The sequence below is a fragment of the Novosphingobium sp. FKTRR1 genome, assembly GCF_020404405.1.
GTDB lineage: Bacteria > Pseudomonadota > Alphaproteobacteria > Sphingomonadales > Sphingomonadaceae > Novosphingobium.
The window spans coordinates 1-4192 of the sequence record NZ_JAIZDA010000076.1; the positions used below are offsets into that span (position 1 = coordinate 1).

Annotated in this window: 4 protein-coding genes; 2 read left to right on the forward strand and 2 right to left on the reverse strand. The window is 62.2% G+C overall.

Going from position 1 to position 4192, the window contains the following annotated elements; translation table 11 throughout:
* Positions 1-211, reverse strand: a 211-nt coding sequence (locus LDN95_RS22865) for a hypothetical protein (RefSeq protein WP_226019805.1), incomplete at its 3' end; no start/stop codon positions are given.
* 201 nt (positions 212-412) lie between these two features.
* Between LDN95_RS22865 and ettA the strand changes: the two genes are divergently transcribed.
* Together ettA and LDN95_RS22875 are read left to right on the forward strand one after the other, a co-directional pair.
* Positions 413-2092 (forward strand): energy-dependent translational throttle protein EttA, encoded by a 1680-nt coding sequence (ettA, locus tag LDN95_RS22870; protein WP_226019802.1) that lies wholly within the window; start codon positions 413-415, stop codon positions 2090-2092.
* Between the two features lie 201 nt (positions 2093-2293).
* Positions 2294-3397, forward strand: coding sequence for an RcnB family protein (locus LDN95_RS22875; protein ID WP_226019803.1), 1104 nt, complete (start codon positions 2294-2296; stop codon positions 3395-3397).
* Between the two features lie 70 nt (positions 3398-3467).
* On the opposite strand, the gene LDN95_RS22880 is transcribed toward LDN95_RS22875, so the two are convergent.
* Positions 3468-3821: a MarR family transcriptional regulator gene (locus LDN95_RS22880; protein WP_226019804.1), complete on the reverse strand. Its 354-nt coding sequence runs from the start codon at positions 3819-3821 to the stop codon at positions 3468-3470.
* Positions 3822-4192: the final 371 nt, after the last annotated feature.

The following is a 4192-nucleotide window of genomic DNA, read 5'->3' on the forward strand; positions in this document are numbered from 1 at the left end:
GATACCGTTCCGTCACCGGCACCGCACGCCTCTCTGGCCAGTCCGCACTCAGCGCAATCCGAGACCTCGTCGACGGACGCTTCGCGGTCGCTTGATCGGCCTCATTGCCAACCACCTGAGCAGTTACCGCCGAAGCCTGTCGCTCAAGTACTGCCAGAGTCGCATCATCGAACGGCTGCGTGGCCGCACTAAGATAGATCATCGATAGCATCGCCCGCCTCTCCCCTGCGTGGACGCCTGCCGCAAGACTTCGCCTGTTTGTGACAAAACGCAAGGGATTCCTGATCGGCTGCTACACTGCTGCGATGCGATTGCGCTCCCTTGCCGGGGGCCGTCGCGCCCTGTAGAGCGCGGGGCAAAGCTTCGGGGCCGCCAGCCCCGGCTGGCTCATCCAGATTTGCGAAGGACGACCATGGCCGCGCAGTACGCTTACGTCATGAAGAACATGACGAAGACTTTTCCCGGTGCCGCCAAGCCGGTACTGAACAATATCAGCCTGCAGTTCTATCAGGGCGCCAAGATCGGCATCGTCGGGCCCAACGGCGCGGGCAAGTCCACCCTGATCAAGATCATGGCGGGCATCGACACCGACTACACCGGTGAAGCCTGGGCCGGTGAGCACATCACCATCGGCTATCTGGAGCAGGAGCCGCAGCTCGATTCCAGCAAGACCGTGCTGGAAAACGTCAAGGAAGGCGCGCGCGAAGTCGCCGATCTGGTCGATCGCTTCAACGAAATCAGCAACATCATGGCCGACCCGCCGGAGGACGTCGATTTCGACGCGCTGATGGACGAGATGGGCGACCTGCAGACCAAAATCGACGCGGTCGATGGCTGGACGCTCGACAACCAGCTTGAAATCGCGATGGAAGCGCTGCGCTGTCCGCCGGGTGACTGGCCGGTCGACAACCTGTCGGGCGGTGAACGCCGCCGCATCGCGCTGACCCGCCTGCTGATCCAGAAGCCGTCGATCCTGCTACTGGACGAACCGACCAACCACCTCGATGCCGAAAGCGTCGAATGGCTGGAAAACCACCTCAAGGAATATGCCGGCGCGGTGCTGATGATCACCCACGACCGCTATTTCCTCGACAACGTGGTCGGCTGGATCCTCGAACTCGACCGGGGCAAGTATTTCCCCTACGAAGGCAACTACTCCACCTATCTGGAAAAGAAGTCCAAGCGGCTCGAGCAGGAGGATCGCGAGGAATCCGGGCGCCAGAAGGCGATCAAGGAGGAACTCGAATGGATCCGTCAGGGGCCGAAAGGTCGCCAGACCAAGTCCAAGGCGCGTATTTCCAAGTTCGAGCAGCTCGTGGCGTCTCAGGAAAACCGCTCGCCGGGCAAGGCGCAGATCGTCATCCAGGTGCCCGAGCGGCTGGGCGGCAAGGTCATCGAGGCCAAGGGCATCACCAAGTCCTATGGCGACAAGCTGCTGTTCGAAGATCTGTCGTTCATCCTTCCGCCTGGCGGTATCGTCGGGGTGATCGGGCCGAACGGCGCGGGTAAATCGACGCTGTTCAAACTGATCACCGGGCAGGAACAGCCCGATGAAGGCACGATCGAGATGGGGTCGACCGTGCGCCTAGGCTATGTCGACCAAAGCCGCGATGCGCTCGATTCCGGCAAGAACGTGTGGGAGGAAATCTCTGGCGGCCACGACTACATGAAGGTCAACGGCTTCGACACTTCGACCCGCGCTTATGTCGGCGCATTCAACTTCAAGGGTCAGGACCAGCAGAAGAACGTCGGCAAGCTGTCGGGCGGTGAACGCAACCGCGTGCACATGGCCAAGATGCTCAAGCAGGGCGGCAACGTGCTGCTGCTCGACGAACCGACCAACGATCTCGACGTCGAAACGCTCGCCGCGCTGGAAGACGCGATCGAGAACTTTGCCGGTTGCGCCGTGGTCATCAGCCACGACCGCTTCTTCCTCGACCGTCTGGCCACGCACATTCTGGCTTTCGAAGGCAACAGCCACGTCGAATGGTTCGAAGGCAACTTCGCCATGTACGAAGAGGACAAGCGCCGCCGTCTGGGTGACGCTGCCGACCGGCCGACCCGTCTGGCTTACAAGAAACTGACGCGCTGATCGCAAGCGTCGACGACTGCAAGACGGCCCCGGCGCGCAACGCACCGGGGCCGTTTTTGCATGCGGCAATTCAGCTACGACCGCCCTTTCCTGAACGAAGGCGCGTGGCACGGTTCAGCCGCACGACAGCACGACTCGCGCATGATGCCTTCACAGCACGGCTTGGAGGGTTCCACGCCGCGCCAAAAGGGACTTAATGTCATGACCGTCCGCCTCACTTTTCGCAGTGTGCTGCTGGCCGCAAGCGTCGGCGCTCTGGCTCTTGCTTCGGCTACCCCCGCCAGCGCCGCTCCCGGCGGCTGGGAACAGCGTGGTCCCGGTGGTGGCGAGCGGGAGCGCGGCGAGCGGGGTGAAAACCGCGGGGGTGGTGGCGCCCGGCAACAGGCGCCTGCCCAGCAGCAGCCCCAGCCGCAACCTGTCGTGCAGCAGCAGCCGCGCATGCCGCAATCCCCGCCCTCCATGCCGGTTCAGGCTCAGCCGCGCGGTCCGGCATCGTGGCAAGGGAACGGTGCGCCAGCCGGAAGCGGCTGGCAGGGCAGACCCGCCAACGTGCCGCAGGGCAATCCCCAACCTGCATGGCGGAACAGTGCAGAGCCCGACCGTGCGGTAATCCGCACGCGGCCTTATGGCGCCAACCCGACGCCCGCCGGTCAACCGGCCTGGCGCGGACGCGATCAGGGCAATGCCAGCTCACCCGGAACGCCCGGAACGCCCGGCTGGCAGAACGAACGGCGCGAAGGCGGCGGCACATGGTCGCGCGATGGCGATGCCGGGCGCTGGCAGCGCGATCGCGACAACAACCGCAACGACAACCGGGCGAATGGCGACGGCGGACGCGGCTGGAACGATCGCAACCAAGGCAATCAAGGCAACCAATGGCAGGGCAACCAATGGCGGAACGATCAGCGCCGCAATGACCAGTGGCGCGGCAATCCCGCCTGGTCGAACCAGCGCACCGATCGTGGCGGTGACTGGAACCGTGGTGGAGACAACCGCCGCTGGGACAATGGCTGGCGCCGCGATAACCGCTACGACTGGTTCAACTGGCGCAGCCGGAACCGCAACGTGTTCCATGGCGGAACGTACTACGCGCCATTCCGCGGGTACAACTACAGCCAGTTGAGCATCGGAATCTTTCTTGGCGCGCCCTTCTATGCCCAGCAGTACTGGCTGTCCGATCCGTGGGCCTATCGCCTGCCGCCGGCTTACGGCTCCTATCGCTGGGTCCGGTATTATGACGACGTGATCTTGGTCGATATCTACACCGGTGAAGTCGTCGACGTGATCCACGACTTCTTCTGGTAAACCCGAAACCAACCGATATGGTGCTTCCAGCTGCCCTACGACAACCGGAAGCGCCATATCGGGCGTAAGCTCAGCCCATCGGACCGATGGCGCCCAGCAGCCGCACCATCAGCGCATGGCCTTCGGACGTCAGCCGCACATAGCGGCGACGCGCATCGCCCCTGTCGGCTTCACGATAGACAAGGCCATCGCGTTCGAGCCGCGCGATCCAGCGCAAGATCGTGGTTGAAGGCACCCCGGCCTCGATGCACACGCTCGACACTTGCAGTTCGGTGCGGCTTTTTTGCGCGATGTACAGTTCGAGAAGGATATCCCACGCTGGCTCGCCAAACAGTCCACGGAACCCCGCCGCAGAATCACGCCTTCTGCGAATTGCATAAATGGCCTTCGCCGTCTGGAGGGCTCCAGCTTCAATATCGACCACTACTTCCAAAAAAACGTCCTTCCGAAAAAGGTTCGACCGTTGGACGTTGCGCCCGACCAGTATGCTGCACTTGCAAAAATCGATGCGGGCTTGCGAACCATGATGCTGCGGCAAACGGTTCATTCCGGGTTAGAACGACTGCGGCAAGTGACCCCATAATGGTGCAAGACAACGTTTACCCCTGTTTACTCTTTATTCAGGGAAATGAACGATGCGGCAACCATTAACCTCCACTCTGGACTAAGAGCCCGAGCGAAAAGTGGTTGAGCGATATCAGTAGGTTGTGATTCAGCGTCGTTGTCGAGACGATGGAGGAAGCACATGCCCTGGACTGATACCGCTCGCCGCAAGCATATGCGGGAAGGTGCGGG

Excerpts from the sequence above, each read along its gene's own strand:
- LDN95_RS22875 (WP_226019803.1), top strand. The coding sequence starts at position 2,294 with ATGACCGTCCGCCTCACTTTTCGCAGTGTGCTGCTGGCCGCAAGCGTC.
- ettA (WP_226019802.1), top strand. The coding sequence starts at position 413 with ATGGCCGCGCAGTACGCTTACGTCATGAAGAACATGACGAAGACTTTT.